The sequence below is a fragment of the Streptomyces sp. NPDC006476 genome, from assembly GCF_040612015.1.
GTDB lineage: Bacteria > Actinomycetota > Actinomycetes > Streptomycetales > Streptomycetaceae > Streptomyces > Streptomyces griseorubiginosus_B.
This window is the reverse complement of the sequence record NZ_JBEXPK010000076.1, coordinates 22,313-38,604: the sequence shown is the minus strand read 5'-3', so window position 1 is coordinate 38,604 and position 16,292 is coordinate 22,313. Positions and strand designations below refer to the sequence as shown.

Sequence of the window (16,292 nt, the reverse complement as noted above, 5' to 3'; positions counted from 1 at the left end):
GTTGTCGTATGGGGTGGGTGTCGATGTCTATGCAGCCGAGCGGGCCGGGCGAGATCCCGGCGGAGACGGTGCGGGTGGCACGGGCTGCGTTCCCGAAGGGGAGCCTGGCGACAGGGTGAAGCGGTCGTACTCCTCCTGCAGCATCTGCTGGGGGCAAGTGCCTGCTCCCAGTCCTTTTCCAACTGCCGTACGACCAGGCGGTTCTCGGGCTCGGCGAGGCGGTAACAGCGCCGGGCCCGGTCGGCGTTGATCGCGGCGCGTTCCAGCCGCTGGGACCAGAGATTCTCCAGCTCGGCCCGCTCGGCCAGGACCTGCTCGGTGGCGCGTAAGGAGACCTGAAGCGCGGCCGGGGCCAGCGCGGCGAGGACATGGGTGGTGACGAAGGCGTCCACGCAGGCCCCGTTCAGTGCCTGGCAGCGCTCCCCGGCCCCCTAGTCGGTCATCTGCCGGGCGCACACGTAGTCGGGGCGGGTGCTGCCCGCCTGCTGGTAGTAGCGCACGGTCATGCGCTTGCCGCAGCGGCCGCACCGCACCAGCCCGGCCAGCAGCGCGGGGCCGCTGCGGATGGCGCCGGGGGTCTCGGGCCGGGCGGCGTTGGCCGCAAGCCGGGCCAGGTTGGCCCCGGTACTGCTCGATGGTGATGTAGGCGGGCAGTGCGTCGGGGATGAACACCAGCCACTCGTCCTCACCGCGCACCACCCTGCCGGTGGAGGGCCGCCCCGGCTGCTGCCGGCGGTGCTCGACCCTGCGGCGCCCGTAGGCGTAGATCCCGGCATAGACCGGACTGTGCAGCATGCACTGCAGCGTCAAAGGGACCCGCACCATCTGGTCCGGCCACTACGAACGCATGGGCAGCATCCTCAGGCTGAGACGGGTAGCGCGCGCGACCACCGGGCCGGAGCCGGAAAGCCGCTCAAGCGCGTCCCTGAACCGGGCCGCCTCGGTCCGCGCCACGGCCGGGTTCTCCACGTCGGGGAGGGGAAACTCCGGCAGTTCCTCGGCGGCCTCGATCAGTTCGTAGTCGCCGTCGACGACCCAGCGAGAAGTGATCTTCATCCGGGCGCCGGGCAGCAGCAGCACCTCCCGCTCATCCGAGTGGGAGAAAGCGGAGATGTCCCGGCCCCAGTTCCCGAAGAGCTGAGCGCGGATGAGCACGGGGTGGGACAGCGGCAGGCGAAGCGGGACGCGCAGGAGCCGGTGCCCCACCTCCTGCGACCGGCTGAAACTGGAGAATTCCTTGAGCGAGAGCTGCGAGCCGCCGTAGGTGGGCGAGATGAGCCGCCCGATCCCCGAGGAGAGGTCGCCCAGCGAGCGCGCACCGCGCCACACCTCACCGACCGCAGGCGGAAGCAGCGACAGAGCGTCCAGCAGCATCGCGGCGTGGGCCACCATCTCCTTCTCAAGGGCGGGCAAGTCACGTTCGGCCCAGGCGTAGAACCGCTTCCTACTCTGCTCCAGCTCCCCGGGCGTCATCCTCGTGGCATCCTCGGCGAGGTTGACGTCGATGAGCCGCCTGACCTGAGTTCGCAAAGCCGGCCGGAGGGATGCCGACTTGAAGGTGAGCAGCACGTTCACCAGCGAGTGCTCCGAGCTGGTGTAGACGACCAGAGCAGCGAAGTGAGCAGGGCTCAGCCTCTCCAGCACCTGCCGCGCCGTCATGCCGTTCTCGCGCAGCCAGCGCTCGGCTTGCGACTCGATCTCCGGGGCATGGCTCAGGGGCCGGTCGACGAGGCCCTGGAAGGCCTTCCGGCGATCGGCGGCCGTCCGCAGCCCCCCCGCATCGGGCAACTTGAAACCGCCGTCCTCGAAATGGGTGGTGACCTTGGACCAGTAGGTGGCCTCGTGCGGGAGCATGCCGCCCTCGCCGCCCCACTCGCGCAGCTCCGCGACCGGCATTCCGGGGATGGACCGGTACATCCGGGTCGCGTCGTCGAACACGTTGCCCGCCAGCGACGGCACCACGTCGGCCGCCTTCAGGCCCGCCAGGATCTCGTACACCGAGTGGTGCGGCTTCAGCAGCATCGAACCCAGCAACGACAGCGCCAGGCCCTCCGCGTCCGCCTCCGGCACGTTCAGCAGCTTGACGGCGTTCCCGATCTTCGCCGCAGTCCCGGACACACCCGCGACCAGCGGCATACCCCGCCGGTCGTGCATCTCCCGGAACAGCGACGAACCCGGTGCGACCGCGGCCGGAACCACGGTGGAGATGTCCCCGAGGAAGAAGTCCCGCGCGGAAGCCGCGGCCCTCGCCCGCGTCACCCGGCGCATCACCGAGGACATGAGGAACTGCGGGCCCCCGCGCTCCCGCAGGAACGACGTCTGCTCACGCAGGGCGGCCGCATCGAGCCCGAGCTGCTCCGCCCGTGCCCAGTCGCCGGAGTCTGCGATCCCGCGCAGCAGCGACCTCAACGTCAGCGGGGAGTCCGCGGCGAAAGCGGCATTGCTGAACGCTGTCATCAATTCGGGGACGCTGCCGCGCTCCAGCAACTGCCTCAGGCCCGCCGGCTCGGCATCGTCCGTGAGGAAGCAGACGTTGGCGATCTCCGCCTCACGATGGGGGTAGGCCTGGCAGAGCACCTGGAACAGACGATCCACGCTCTGCCGCGCCGCGGCGAGCGCCCGGGGGTGCCTCGACACGAACATGCCCAGCCGCGACTCGAACTGCTGCGCCTTCGCGAAGTATGCCGCATCCGAGTAGAGCACACGCAGTCGAGTGTTTCTCAGGACAGCCTCAGGCACCACTTGCACGTCTGCCCCGGCCTGCGGCACCGGCGCCGAACCGGCCTCCGGCAACCGTCCGTCGGCGGCCCGGCGCTCGGGCTCCCGCACGTCGTGCGTGCCCGTCGGGTCCTGCGCCTCGGGTCCCACCTCCTGCGGCGGCGTCGTGGACTCCTGGTCCGCGGTCGGTCGCGGCGAGTGGTGGACGGTGACGACCGCCCGCCGGCGCAGGCCCGGGTCCTCCCCGGGACGGATCCCGGTCGGGAACGCACCGCCACGCGAGGTGACGACGACGGTGAACGCGGACGCCTCCGGAACGGTAGTCCCGTCCGCGGCCGCGGCGAGCACGTGCTTCCGCAGGCTGCGTTTGAAGGCCGCGGCCACGGCGTCGGCACGTTGACCGCTACGGACAGCCGCACTACTGCTCGACCGTCCGAGCCTTGTTCCGTTGCTGTGACCGCTGATGGTTACCTCCGGCAACGCCTGCCCCTCCGCGAGAGCGGCCACGCCGTCCCGGACGGTGTGCGCCGCCATCGCGTCGATACCGAGCAGGGCGTCGGCGGACAGCCGACTCGACCCGCGACCGAAGACGATGTGCCGCGAGAACAACCCCGCCGTCGGACGGCCGCCCACCGACCGTACGTCATCGCCGGTAACCGGCACCTGAACCGAAGGCTGCTCCTGCTGCCGCTCGTCCAGGCCGCTCTCCGCCTCAATGACCGGTTGCGCACCGGACACCGACTCCGGCCCACCGGGCTCGTGCGAGCGCTGGGTGTCCGGCACGTCGGCCTCGAGCGACCCCACCCTGAAGTGCAGTGACCCAGCCCCGTCGGGAAGCCGGACCGTCCGGCCGTTGTAGACGCCCTCCGAGGTGAAGTACCACGTCGTACCGGCCCCGTCGGCGATACCGAAGGCGGCCTCCACATCCTCGGGAATCTCCATGGTGAGGCTGAACCGGCCGGGGGCCTGGGAAGCGTCGGCGAAGGCTGTGGTGCCGTCGGCGAACCCGACCCTGACCCCTTCCAGTTCCGCTGGGATGTCACGGGCCACACTGCCGAGGAAGACCTCGCGGTAGGTCTCGTTCCGCCGGCCGCCGAAGCCCCAGCGCAGCCCCGTCGGGACGTGCGTGACCCGGTAGACGCCCCCGTCCACCGCCCCACCCGGAAGGGCGACGACGGCGTGCTCGCCGATCGTCACCGTGCGCGCGGACAGTGAGGGAACCTCCTCGGTGAGAGCCGGGAGCCGCTCGGCCAGAGGCAGGGCCAGGTACTTGTTCAGGGCACGGACTGCCTGAATGCGAAGCGCCTTGCGGCCCTTGGCCATCGCATCCACGACGTTCGGGTGTATCAGATTCCGGGACATGCCCACCCGCTCCAGAGCGTCCCGGAGCGCGGGTGCGACGTCCTCGACCCGCGCCACTGGGGGGACATCGATGCCCTGCTTCGGGAAGTATTTATCGAACTCTTCTTCGATGAGACCCATGAGTTGATCGATATCGCGCAGATCGGTACGCTTGTCACTTTCCGCCGACCGGACCGAATCGACCGCGCAGAGCGCCTCCGCGAGGACCGCCATGAACGCCTCGGGCCGGGCCGGGTGGAACGTCAGCAGGGCGTGGTCCCGCACGACGGGGCCGGAGTCGATGGTGTCCTCGATGATCTCCAGGTAGCGCCTGGGCACACCGGTGCCCCCACCCGTGGTGAAGCTGGCCATGAAGCCTGTGTCGGTGGCCTTGCCTGGCGTGCTGCGGAAGACTGACTCCGGGTCGAAGTAGGTGTCCGGCAGGCCGACGAAGTGCGCCAGCTCGTGCAGGCCCAGCAGGTCGTTTCGTTGCTGGCGCGCCCGCAGCTCCGCCGGGTCGAGTGACGGGTCCTCGGCGCGCAGCCGGAAGTTCAGCTGGTCCGATCGCCCGGGGTCGGACGTCATGCTCAGCTCGACGGCCTCCCGGCCGTCGGGGACGGGCGTCAACTGCAGCCCGATGTGCAACTGGTCGCCCGATCGCGGCAGTAGCAGGCCGGTGTTGAAGTAGCCGTCCAGCGCTGCGCGCCAGCGGCCCTCGAACTCCAGCAGCTGCCGCGCCGTGAAGCCCTCACCAAGGCGCACCGACAGGTGCAGCGTCATGTCGCGTACCCAGCGGCCGTCCTCGGCCTGGATCCGCCGGATGTGCGCGCGGATCCTGGTCCTGCGCCCGGGGAGCCAGCCGCCCGTGAGCGGCTTCCCCCGCATCGGGTCGAACCGCTCGGTCGCCAGCTGGGCGGCCGGCGCCTCAGCGCGCCGGTGCTCCCACTGCTCCGCGAGCACCGGATCCGCCGCCGGACGCACCATCTCCTGCGGCTCCCGCGAGGCGCTCAGGTGCCTGCGCAGGCTTTCGGTGAAGGCGTCGGCTACCGCATCGGCCCGCTCCTGGCCTCGCTCCACGGCCCGCCCGTAGTCGGGCCGCCCGAGCAGGGTGCCGTTGCCGTGACCGCTGATCGACACCACGGGCAGCGGCAGGCCCTGCTCGGAGGCCGCCAAGCCCTCCCGGGCCGTGCTCGCGGCAAGCGCCTCGACGGCCCGCAGGGCGTCGGCGGTCAGGCTGCGCGATCCCCCATTGAAGGGGATGTGCCGGGTGACCTGCATCTGCTGTGCCGCCTGGTCGAAGTAGTAGTCCACCAAGGTGTGCGGATCGGTCACCCGGAATCCACCGGGCAGCAGCGTGGCCGCCTCGCCCCGCAACACGTCGGCGTCCAGCTCCGCCCCGCCGGCCTGCGGTACGAGCTGGACCTCGCGCAGACCGCCGTCCGGTGCGAACCGCAGACGCACGCGCTGACCACCGAGCGGGTTGCCCCGGTTCACGGTCAGCGACCGCTCCACCGACTCCAGGTCCCGGTCGACGTCGTAGCGCCACGTCACCGGGCCGTCGGCCAGGCCGTCGACGTGCACCAGCAGGGCGCCGTCCTCCGCCGGCTCGACCCGGACGTCGGTACCGTCCTCGTTCCCGCCGGACAGCACGGACAGCAGCTGTCCCGACTCGGCGTCCGCCCGGATGACGTGCCCGGTGCCGGGCAACGCGATGTCCTGGTGAGCGGCGATGGGCTCCAGCCGCGCTGCGCCGCGGCTCGTGCCCGCGCGCTTCCCGGCATCTGAAGCCGACGTGACATCGGGCGCGTTGCGAGGCGTCCGCGAGGGGGCCGAGGTGTCGACGGCTCCGTCCCGCAGCCCCGGCCGCGACGCGCTCACGCCCCGCTCCGCGGCCAGGGCCCTGGCCTCCGTGACGGCCTGGGCGTCCCGGTCCGGTGCGCCCGCGTAGTCCGCTGGATCGCCCTCCAGCAGAGCCTCGCCGGCACTGTCGAACGTCAGGGGGTCGACTCCGCTCGCCGTCAGGTGGCGGAGGCCGGATGGGTCCTCCGCGAGAATGTCCGCTTCGCGGGGAGTGGAGGCGTCCGTACGGCCGAGCGGGGAGCCGTCCAGGAGGTAACGCACCGACAAGCCATGACGCTCAGTGATGACATATGCCGCCCCGTCTACGTCGACTGTCACGTGCCCCTTCGCGTCGACGGCCTCGGCGTTGCTGACGGTGCGGCCGTCGATGACCTCCTCAGGACCGACCAGTTCGTGCGTCGTCACCATGTTGTCGTAGTCCTCGCGGATGCCGACCTTCAGCCCCGCGGGCTGGCCCGCGGGGACGCTCTCCTGGTACACGAGATCGCCGTCGGCGTCGTACTCGAACCGCAGACCGGTGGGTTCATGGACGACCACGTGGCCGTCGGCGTCGCCCGGCATGATGATGAACTCGCCGATGCGGGAGCCGCTGTCCGGACTGCCCGAGCCGAGGTGTGCACCCAGGGCCCACTGGGCGGCGTCGAGCAGGTTCTGGTAGGCGTCGGCCCGGACGGTCGCCAGATCGGCGTCCATCATGTCCGCGGGCAAATCGAACTGCCGGAACCTTGCTGCGGTCTCCTCGGTGAGCCGGAGGACGTCGGCGATGTTCTGCGGGCGCGAATCCTGCCCCTCATCGAAGCCGGCCGCGCGGTGGATGACCTCCATGGGACCGGCAGCGGGGTTCATACTCACGCTCGGGACGTCGGCCGAGGGAGCGGTCCGCGGGAAGGCCTGGTTCGACTGTCTGGCTTTGTCGAGGATGCGACTGAAGTGCCGCTCCAGCTTCGGATCGTACTCCGCGACCCAGCTCGGGTCGCTGATCAACTGCCACGGCGCGATCAGGAACTTGTGCTGGGCGGGCCGTCCACCGACGGGGTTTCCACGATCGATCCCCTCCTGCGCGGGCGACGGGGAGTGGGTTGTTTCAGTGTCGCCGCCCCGCTCGTGCAGGGGACGCGACGAAAAGAGCGTGTACATCGGGGCGTCGTCCTCGAAGCGTGCCTCGGAGCTTCGCGGGCTTTGGGTCCCGGGCAAAGGCCGCTCCGACGTGTCCGGCGACATGACATGCTCGCCAGCCTGTTCAGGCACGTGCCGCTCGGCGCAGGCGTCGGCCAAGAGGCCGGACCGCGCCACGGTCCCCACGGGGAAGGGCCACGACTGATGGCTGCGCCCGGCAACGGCCTCCCGACCCGTATCGGGATCGACGTAGAGGTCCTTGTAGCCGGAACGGATCCAGTTCCAGCGCCGCGTACCGGACCGCAGCACGGCGCCGTCGGCGTCAAAACGGGTCCAGGTCCAGATGCCGTCGGCGCCCTGCTGCGCCCGGACGACACCGCCGTCGGCCGTCGGATGGTAGGTCCGCACGGCGAGGAGGTTCATCCACGGCAAGCGGCTGCTGCGCCTGTCGTGGAAGGTCCGCGTCCTGGCGTCCCAAGTGCGCCTCCCGTGCGCGACCTGGTTCCCGGCCACGTCGAACTCGGTCCAGCGAAGCTTCCCGATGGCGTTCCGGTCTACCTGCAAGACGTGTCCGCCGCCCAGCTGCTCCTGCTCGAAGAGGACGACATGAGGCTGATCGAAGCTGGTCAGGCGCAGCGCTCCGGTGGGAGACGTATCGGCCGTCGCGAGGCTGTGCGATCCGGCCGCCCGGGTACCAGCCGCGCCGATGCGGATAGCAGTGCCGGTCGTGTGGTCGATCCGCCAGTACTCGCCGGTCGGGACGCCTGCCCGCCGGCGGATGGAGACAGTCGTCTCCTGAAGAGTGCCGTGCACGTGGTAGACCCTGTCCTCCAGCGGCAGGCTGCCCGGCACCTCCCGCCGCAGAGCGAGACGACCGGACCCGAGCAGGCGGGCACTCACGGTGTCTTGGTGGTGGCCCGCGGCATCGACGAAAGCCGGCACGGTGGTCTCGGGCGGTCCCACCTTGAAGTGCAGTGATCCGATCCCGTCGGAGAGCCGGACCAACCGGCCGTTGTAGACACCCTCCGCGGTGAAGTACCACGTCGTACGTGTCCCGTCGGCGATGCCGAAGGCGGCGTCCACCCCCTCGGGCAGCTCCGTGGTCACGCTGAACCGGTCGGCGACCTGGGAATCGTCGGCGAAATCGACGGTACCGCCGGTGAACCTGACCTTGGTTCCCTCCAGTTCGGCGGGAATGTCGCGGGCCACACTGCCGAGGAAGACGTCGTGGTAGGCCTCCGTCGCGCCGCCGCTGAAGCCCCAGCGCAACCCCGTGGGGATGTGCGTGACCTGGAAGATACCCTGGCCCGGCACCTCGCGCGGAGTGGGGGTGACGGCGTAGTCACCGATTTGCACGATATGTGCGGACGGCCTCGCGCTTACCTCGGTGACGACCGGGATCCGCTCCGCCTCCGGCAGCCCCCGATAGGTCGTCAGGGCACTCTTCGCCCCACGAACAAGTTCCTTCCAGCCCCGAGCCATCGCGTCCACGACATCCGAGTGGAACAGGTTCCGGGAAAGGCCCGCCCGCTCCAGCTTCTCGCCCAGTTCTGGCGCGATCTCCTTGACCCGCCCCACCGAGAGGTTGCCGGAGTCCTTCTCCAGGAGGTACGTCTCGAAGTCTTCTTCGATCCGGTCCCCGAGCTCACGGACACCCGACGTATCAGACCGCTCACCCGGCCGGAGCCCGTCGACCACTGCCAGCGCCTCGGCGAGGACCGCCTCGAACACCTCCCTGCGGTCCACCGAATCGGACATCGGCAGGGGGTGGTCCAGCACGACGGGGCCGGAGTCGGTGACATCCTCGATGATCTCCAGGTAGCGCCTGGGCACACCAGTGTCCGGGGCCGTGCTGAGGCCGGCCATAATGCCGGTGTCGGTGGACTTCCCAGGGGTGTCGCGGAAGACTGACTCCGGGTCGAAGTAGGTGTCCGGCAGGCCGACGAAGTGCGCCAGCTCGTGCAGGCCCAGCAGGTCGTTGTGCTGCTGCCGCGCCCGCAGTTCCGCCGGGTCGAGTGACGGGCCGCGCACCGGGTCGGTCTTCGAGCCGGAATCGGCGGCGCGGACCCCCGCCCCGTCCGCGGACGCCGTGCGCGCGTCCGCCGACGTGTCGGCCGACGAGTCGTCCTGCGTGTCGCCGGGATCCTCTGTGCGGCCGCCGCCGGGCTGCCCGTCACCGGGCTGGGGCGGCGGAGTGACGGACGTCCCGCCGTCGTCCCCATCCCCGTCGTCCGGATCCTGCGTGGAGTCCTGCCCGGAACGGTCCTCCTGCCGGGTAGCCTCGTCGGTGGACACCCGCAGGAGGACACGTGACCGCCCCGCCGCCCCTTCTTCATCCGACCCGTCGAGAGGGGGGGATGGCTCCTCGCGCGCGCCGTCCGGGTGCGACGCACCGTCCCTCGTCGGCGATTCCGCGGGCACCCGCGCACCGGACGGATCGGGGAGCCTGGTCAGGTTGCCGGCGACGCGGTCCGACGATGCCACGTCTTCGGTGAACGTTCCCTCGCGACCGACGACGTACTCGACGTCGGCGTTCAGGAACCGGACGACGAACGCACGACGAGGATCGGGGGTCTCCCCCGGTTCCCACGGCGCCGGCTCGATGTAGGAGCCCTCGGGCCACCCGTCACCCACCGCCTCGAAGGCCCGGAACGTCCCGTCGGCCTCGTACGCGACCCGGACCTTCAGCCCCCGCAGCTCCGCCGGCACCTCGTGCAGGAACACCTCGTGCGAGCACACCTCGCCGTCGGGTCCGAACACCGTCCGCAGCCCGGTGGCCTCGTGGACCAGCGGGACACCGTCCGGCGTCGCGGGGTGCACCCTGAATCCGCCCACGGTACGGCCCGCCGGATCCGCCACAGTCCCGGCCCTCTCCCAGGCCCACCGCGCGTCCGCCCACAGCTGCTGGTGCGCCTCCGTGCGCAGGTCCGCCAGCGCGTCGCCCATCGCGTGCGCGTCGATCCCGGCGCCGGCCAGGAAACCCGTCGCGTCCCGCGTGATCAGCGACGCGAGAGAGGGATGGAGCTCGGGGCTGTCGACCGGGGTGGTCCGGGACGCCTTGGGAAGCGTCTCCTCGAAGATGCGAGCCAGTTCCGGGTCGTACTCCACGCCCACGGTGCCCAGCCGGTTCTCCGGCTCCCCCCGCGGCGTCGTGCCTGGGAGAAGCCTGGTCAGCGCCCGGATCAGCCACGTCGTGGGGGACGCCGGCCGGTAAGCCCGGCGCACCGACAGCAGCGTGCCGTCGGCGCGGAAACGCAGTACGTCACCGGTGACCGCATGGTCGGTGAGGACGAACACCTCGCCGTGTGATGGGTCCGTCTCCACCCGGACGTCGTACGACGCCACGGTCATCGGGTCCCCGGACAGGTCCACGGTTCGGCCGGCGGGCGCGCTGTCGGAGACGCGGACATCGGTCGCCCGGACCCGCACGCCGGCGAGCCCGGAGTGGTCGCCCAACCCCTCGCCCGCCAGCGTCACCTCGACGCCCCGCGGGGCTCCGGCGGCGTCGAACAGCCATTCCCGGCCGTCTGGACCACGGACCGACACCTCGGTGAGCACCCCGGCTTCGTCCCGGTCCTCGCGCACCTCGTGTCCGTCCGCCGCCACGACGGACAGCTCGGGCCCGTCCTCGCCAGCGGTATACCGCAGGAAGTGTTCCGTCCCGACCAGGCGCACATCGTGCGCCTGCGCCACCAGGTCCTCACCGAAGTGCCACCGCACGTCGCCGGCCGTGTTCATGGCCGTGTGTCCACCACCCGGGCGGGCCTGCCACGTCCAGCCGGGGACGCCATCGCCCCGCGAGTCCACGAACCTCGGGTGCGCGGGTTCGTCGTTGAGCTCGCGGAGGGCGATCTCCGGGGACAGCGGAGGCACCCGGAACTCCGGTGCGTGCATGCCCTCCGGGATCGCCCCCAGCCGTTGCCGCCACGGCCTCGGCGTCCGCCGCGGGAACTTCTCGCCACCCGGCGCACCCCGCCCCTCCGCGACGAACAACCGCGGCGGGACTTCGGGCTGCGACGGACGCGCATCTGGCTCGGGGGCCTCGCTCGGCGAACCCGCCGACCCGTCGTCGTGGCGAGCGGATTCCTGTGCGGGCAGGGCCGCCGGCGGCGCGCCGTCCGCGCCGGCGGGTCGGGCCCCGTCGTCCGCACCGGCCGAATGGTCGAGCGCCGGCGGCCGGTCCGTGCCCGGCGAGCGCGCCGTGTCGTCCGAGGTCCCACCTGCGAGCAGCTCGGGCAAATCCCTGTCGGTCGGGAGCATGAAGTACAGGCCGTCGGGCACGTGCACGCGCAGCCGGCCGCGCGGCCCGGTGAGCAGCAGGTCCACGTCCGCCCTGTAGTAGCCCAGGTAGCCGACTCCGGGCCGGTCGCCCGCGGGGGCGTCCGCGGCCTCGTCGAGCCCCGCGGGTTCAGGGGCCGGGCGGGGGCCGATCAGGAGCGGCCCCCACTGCGTCTCGCCGGCCCGGCCCACGTCGCGGCTCGACCCGTACTCGGTGTCTCCCCATTCGCTGAGCGCGCGGTTCCCGACGTGGTCGAGGTTCGCGCCGCCGATCGGCTCGGCGGTCCCCAACCAGCCTCGCGACTCGCTGGTGCTGTCGCCGCCGGTCACGAAGTCGAAGGCGTAGCGGCGCGCGGTTGTCCCGGGGCCCGGTTCGACGGCGATGCGCTCCACCCGGGTCGCCTCTATCCCGACGGTGACGCTGTGCCCACCCACCGGCACCTGGTACTGGTGACGCAGCAGTGCGGGCAGGTTGAACCGGAGCAGGGGTTCGCTGGTGAACGCCTCGTAGCGGTCGCCCTTCACCCAGGTCGGCTCCAGCCCCGGCTTCTCCCATACGCGATCGGCTCTCAGGTCGAGCCGCCGCGCGTCACGGTCGGTAGTCAGCGCGGCCCACCTGCGGACCGCGTCGGCGGCCGGCAGCGCCCACGGATGGCCTTCTTCCGTCAGACGGTTCACGAACCGCTGCTCCGCCGACGGCTCCGGCCGCGCGGCGGCCGACGAACGGTCGTCGGCCTCCCAGGCCACCGGGGTGCCGTGTGCGCGCCCCGGCTGCGGCAATGGGGCGTCGTGGACCGCCAGATGGGCGGGCACGAGCAGACGCGCTTCACCGTGCACGAGCCCGTCCTCGGGGCGTCCGGGAGCCGGGAACTGCCGCAGAAACGGCTGGTGCCGGCTCAGCCACCGCTCGGCGCTACGGCGGTGTCCGACCAGGTCGGCCACGCCCAACCCGGCCCACCGGACCGTTCGGGCGGGTGTGCGCAGCGCCTCCGGCATCTGGGCGGCGATGCCCATCTCGACCCGATACGTCACCTGGTGCGTGAACTCCTCCGCGCCGTCGGTCGCGGTCCGGTAGATGTCCCGCGTCCGGTCGAGTTGGCTGAAGCTCTTGGCGGTGCCGCGGTTGTATCCGCCGCCCGCTTCGACGGCTTCGAACCGGTCGGCACCGAACGTGGCGCGGACGCCGCCTCCCAGCGTTGTCGACCGGGTCTTGCTCCTGCTCCTCGAAGTCCGCAGCGCGGACTCATCCCGTGTCTCCAGCCGTACCTCAGGGCGGCTGAGCTGCGCGGTCGCGGGGCCGATCTCGCCCACGACCTTCACCCGCAGGTGCCGGGTGACGCCGAACGCCGACGGCAGCGGCAGCCACCGGGTCACGCCCGAGGACATCAGCAGCCTGAACTGGCTGAGCAGCGCCTCGGAGGAGAACGAGCTCTCCAGCTCCCGCAGCAGCAGGTTGGGCCGGTGCTCCGCCGTCCCGTCCGAGCCGCCGCGCAGCAGCCCCTGCTCGCCGAGCCACCGCGTCACGTTCCGCAGGACGCCGTCCGCGTGGAGCACCTCCGGATGGGCCACCACCGGCAGCAGCGACGGGTCCACGAACCGCTCAGGCGGGTGCGGCTCGGCCAGGCTCCGTCCTTCCGGCGCCGGCAACCCCAGATCCAGGACCCGCCGTTCGGGAACCACGAACTCCAGTCCGTGCTGCACGCGCAGGTGCCGGGTGTGACGCACCATTCCGCCGCGCGGGTGGAACAGGCTTCCACTCCTCCACTGATGCAGCGTCACCTCGAACACGGGGTCGGCGCGGTACATGTGCGCGACACCGGAGTAGACGGTCCGGGAGCTTCCGGCGAGGCTCGTTTCAGCGGCGGTGCCGCTGTTCGTGCCCCACTGGAACGCCGCGCGGCCGCGGACCAGGAGCTTGATCGGGGCCTTCCCGTCGTCGAGGTGCCCTACGACGACATGAGGGCCGAGCGCGCCGCCGATGCCCACCCGGCTGCCGGACAACTCGCCGCGCCGGTGCCTGGTGGTGCCGCGGGAGTTCTGCCGCAGGAGGATCCTGTTCTCGCCCTCGTGGACCGCCACGTGGCGCGGGTCGTGCACGGTCATCCGGACGCGCAGTGCCTGCCGCCGCCCGTCCGGGCTGTCCGGCAGCTCCACGATCCGGCCCGTGCCGCTGGTCAACGCGTTGAAGTGCACGGCCAGCTCGGTGGGTGAGGCGAAGTCCCGCAGTCCCGTCGGCCAGTTCGCCCGGTCCTCGTGCCAGCCTTCCGGAAGGCCGTTGGCCGCCTGGTACATCTTCGCGACCTCGTTCGGCAGGAGCGGCGCCGCCAGGAACGTCCGGGAGACGGCCGCAGCGCCGTTGTACCGGAAGGCAACCGCCGGGCTTTCCGGTGCCCGATCCAGCGACACGGTGTGGCCGGCCGTCGCCACCTCGTGCTTCGTCAGCGGCCGCTGCGGGACGTACTGGTGCGGTACGAGAACGCGTGCCACGAGCTCGCCCGAGGGCCGGTGGATCCACCACCGCTCCGTCGAGCCGCGGTCGGGCCGCACCGCGACCTCGTAGACAACGTCGTACACGTGCTCGTCGGCCAGGCCGGACGTCTCGGTGTGCTGGCTGAACTTGGCCTGGCCGGTGAACGTGTGCTGGACGGCGCGGTTGTGGCCGCCGGACAGGACAATACCGCCGACACGGACGTCCGCTCGGTCCGCGGCGCGCGCCTCGAGCATCGCCGCGGCCTGGGCGCTCACGCCCCAGCCCGTGCTGCGCCCGCCGCTGACCGTGACGACCTGCTGTGCCCGGGCGTTGACCGTCAGCGGGTAGGCGTCGTCGCCGGTCAGGCCGCCGACGCGCTCCCTGACGTGCGCGGTGACGGACACGTGGAATGAGCGCTGCCCGATCTTCACGGTGTGGTGCAGGCCGACGACCAGTTGGGGCAGGTCGGCCTCCAGCGCCGGGCGTCCGAACCAGCGGAGAAGGTCGCGGTCCGTCTCCGCGTCCAAGGACTGGTTCCCGAGCAGGTCGGCCAGTCGGCCGCGTATCTGGTCGTGCACCAGCCACCCCCCGGGCAGCGCCGTCGCCTGCCCGAAGTTCTGCCCGCGCCGGGCGGCCAGAGCCAGCGGCTCCCGCTCGTGCGGCGGCGGCAGGGGCGCGTCGAGGCGGGACGCGGGCCGCTCGTAGGACGCCGGACTCAGCGGCAGGTTCGCCTCCGCCAACAGCGCCCGGACATACGGACGCGACTCCACCGGTTCTTCGAGCGACAGCGCCGTCTGCCGTAGCCTCGGTCCGTCCTCGCCCAGCAGGCTCCGCTCGAACTCGGCGGCCTCCCGGTCCGGCACGACGATCTCCGACTCGGTTCGCTCCACCACCTTCCGGACCTCGTGGTGCGTCGACGACCGCACCTCCGCCGTCACCCGGAGCAGCGCCCGGTAGCGGGCCTGTGTGTCCGTCGTGTTCACGATGGTGTGCAGCGCGGTCTGCTCGGACAGTCCGTGGGTCGCGCCCCGCGACACCCGGCCCACGAAGCTCAGCGCGGGACTGATGAAGTCCACCTTGCCGCCCTGGAGGACGGAGGCCTCGGCGGGCAACAGGATCGCGCCGAGCAGGACGCCGGCGGAAGCCTCGCTGCCACCTCCGTGGCTCCGGCCGGTCGTCATACAGCTGAAGGTGATGTCGCGGAGGCCAGCGGGAGCGTCCCCGACGTACTGCAGACGCTCGATCTCGGCGCGGACGGCGACATGCCCCCGGAACGTCCGACCTGTTCCCGCCGGGACCGAGACCCCGTCCGTGACCACGCCGTTGCTGAGCAGGTAGCGGCTGCGGTAGATCAACTCCTTCTCGTTCAGCACGGGCAGCACGGCGGACATGACCCGCCGCACGCTGTCGCCCGGCAGGCCGATCTCCCGCAGCCGCCGTTGCAGGCCGGCCACGACCGGGACGAGGTCGACCGCGTTGACGACCTCCCTGGCCCCCCGGGGCAGTTGTCGTCCGGTGGGCCGGCGCTCCTCAGCCGGCGGCGGAGTGACCGTGCCGGGGCGGGGTCCGGTCGGCGCGGTGACGTGTTCGGGCACGTCGACGCCGACTCGCCGCGGCACGATCACATCGTGCGGACGTTCGACGCCGTCCACGAAGACCAGGACGTGCAGGTCCGCGCGGAACCGGGCCTTCCCGCCCAGGGTGACCTCGCGACGCCCCGCGAAGTCGCGTTTCCAGTCGGTCGCGTGCGACCGCGACGACGTCGCGCCGAACATGGGCAGGCCCGGCATCAACGTCCCGCCCACCCGGGCCGACAGCGTGACCGCGCCGAGCAGCAACGAGTCGGCGCCAAGCGACGTCGCCCGGCCAGCTTCGGCTCCGGACGACAGCATGCCCACGTTCATGTAGTAGTCGCGCTGCGCGGGTCCCCGCTCTTGCGGTGCCGGAACAGCTCCCCGCAGGAGCGGGCGGAGCCACACCAGGCGGTCCCCGGCGACCACCGTGTGGCCGCGGTGCAGCGCGTGCTCCCAGAACGTGGCGTTCAGCTCCGCCGGGGTGGCGGATCCCGGTGCGTTGCCGCTGTGCGGCACCCCCAGGCCGGGGTCCATCCCCGGGGCCTCCCGCCCCGTCAGCAGGTGGCGTACGCCCTCACGGACCGCCGCCGCGAGTTCGGGATCGCGACCACCGTCGGTCACCGCGGACGCGATCTCGTCCGCATACCGCCGCGCCGGTTCCTCCTCGAGGTTGTCCACTCGCACGACCGACATGTGGCCGAGGGCGCCGCCGGGGTCCATGTACCACGGGCCGCGCGGCTGCTCGGACGTGTCCTGACCGGACGGTTCGAGGGCAGCCGCGTCGTTCCTGCCGGTGTCGGCGGTCCCGTCGGTGTCGGCGGTCCGGCCGGTGTCGGCGATGTCCGGCCGGTCGGAGACGGCGGGCGTGTCGGTGTCGATGGTGGGCGCGGGGGTGTCTGCGTGGTCCTGGATGGCCAGGACCCGGTGCAGGACGG

General features: G+C 71.7%; 2 protein-coding genes and 1 pseudogene (1 of these 3 cut by a window edge). All 3 read right to left on the bottom strand.

The annotated features are described in order from the left end of the window. Window positions 1-392, bottom strand: a pseudogene (locus ABZZ74_RS44125) (hypothetical protein); the annotation flags it as partial. A 39-nt stretch (window positions 393-431) separates the two neighbouring features. Next, the gene (locus tag ABZZ74_RS44120) at window positions 432-689 is read right to left on the bottom strand and encodes a zinc ribbon domain-containing protein (RefSeq protein WP_356949775.1); all 258 of its coding nucleotides are present in this window, start codon (window positions 687-689) and stop codon (window positions 432-434) included. 148 nt (window positions 690-837) lie between these two features. Beyond that, a protein-coding gene (locus ABZZ74_RS44115; protein ID WP_356949774.1) for a hypothetical protein crosses the window boundary here: on the bottom strand, window positions 838-16,292 show its 3' end. It continues 22,108 nt past the right edge of the window; only the last 15,455 of its 37,563 coding nucleotides appear in the window; its start codon lies off the right edge, out of view; it ends in the stop codon at window positions 838-840.